A 1,847-nucleotide genomic window follows, 5' to 3' on the forward strand; every position below is an offset into this window, starting at 1 on the left:
TTATCCAAAAACCATACAGTGAACGCAAACAACAAAACACATCTTGAAAAGTAAGCCTTCGGCCTATTAGTACCAGTCAACTCCACGAGTCTTCAGTCCCCGCTTCCATACCCGGCCTATCAACCTCATCATCTATAAGGAGCCTCACACACCAAAGTGCCAGGAAATCTCATCTCGAAACAGGCTTCCCGCTTAGATGCTTTCAGCGGTTATCCCTCCCGAACGTAGCCAATCAGCCATGCACCTGGCGGTACAACTGACATACCAGAGGTTCGTCCGTCCCGGTCCTCTCGTACTAAGGACAGCCTTTCTCAAATTTCCAACGCGCGCAGCGGATAGGGACCGAACTGTCTCACGACGTTCTGAACCCAGCTCGCGTACCGCTTTAATGGGCGAACAGCCCAACCCTTGGGACCGACTCCAGCCCCAGGATGCGACGAGCCGACATCGAGGTGCCAAACCATGCCGTCGATATGGACTCTTGGGCAAGATCAGCCTGTTATCCCCGAGGTACCTTTTATCCGTTGAGCGACGGCCGTTCCACAACGTACCGCCGGATCACTAGTCCCGACTTTCGTCCCTGCTCGACCTGCCAGTCTCACAGTCAAGCTCCCTTGTGCACTTACACTCAACACCTGATTGCCAACCAGGCTGAGGGAACCTTTGGGCGCCTCCGTTACACTTTAGGAGGCAACCGCCCCAGTTAAACTACCCATCAGGCACTGTCCCTGAACCAGATCATGGCCCGAAGTTAGACATCCAGATTGACCAGAGTGGTATTTCAACAACGACTCCACACAAACTAGCGTCCATGCTTCACAGTCTCCCACCTATCCTACACAAGCCAAACCAAACACCAATACCAAACTATAGTAAAGGTCACGGGGTCTTTCCGTCCTGCTGCGCGAAACGAGCATCTTTACTCGTACTGCAATTTCGCCGAGTTCATGGTTGAGACAGTAGGGAAGTCGTTACTCCATTCGTGCAGGTCGGAACTTACCCGACAAGGAATTTCGCTACCTTAGGATGGTTATAGTTACCACCGCCGTTTACTGGGGCTTAAATTCTCAGCTTCGCCCAAAAGAGCTAACCAATCCTCTTAACCTTCCAGCACCGGGCAGGAGTCAGTCCGTATACATCGTCTTACGACTTCGCACGGACCTGTGTTTTTGATAAACAGTCGCTTCCCCCTGGTCTCTGCGACCCATACACGCTCCAGGCAGCAAGTGCCCATCACGCTCAAGGTCCCCCTTCTCCCGAAGTTACGGGGGCATTTTGCCGAGTTCCTTAACCATGATTCTCTCGATCGCCTTAGTATTCTCTACCTGATCACCTGTGTCGGTTTAGGGTACGGGCGGCTAAAACCTCACGCCGATGCTTTTCTCGGCAGCATAGGATCACCAAATCCCCCAAAAACGGGGTCCCATCACGTCTCAGGCACACAGCCGGCGCATTTAACAACCGACAACCCTACACGCTTAGACCACGACAACCATCGCGTGGCTTGGCTACCTTCCTGCGTCACACCTGTTAATACGTTTACCTCCAAAGATCGGGTCCCACAACCCACACAACACACAAACAAAAGCCTGCACATCATGCTTCGCATGGTTAGCATCACAATATCAGTATGGGCGGTTTTTCACCGGTACGGGAATATCAACCCGTTATCCATCGACTACGCCTGTCGGCCTCGCCTTAGGCCCCGACTAACCCAGGGCAGATTAACTTGACCCTGGAACCCTTGATCATCCGGCGGATGAGTTTCTCACTCATCTTTCGCTACTCATGCCTGCATTCTCACTCGCATAGCCTCCACCACTGGTTTACACCGCAGCTTCAACGGC

1 rRNA gene is annotated in these 1,847 nt (G+C 52.7%); it reads right to left on the reverse strand.

The features are described 5' to 3' along the window. Nucleotides 1-46: 46 nt before the first annotated feature. A 23S ribosomal RNA gene (locus HMPREF2845_RS00020) occupies nucleotides 47-1,847 on the reverse strand; the annotation flags it as partial.

This window comes from Rothia sp. HMSC065B04, from assembly GCF_001812285.1.
Classification (GTDB): Bacteria; Actinomycetota; Actinomycetes; order Actinomycetales; family Micrococcaceae; genus Rothia; species Rothia mucilaginosa.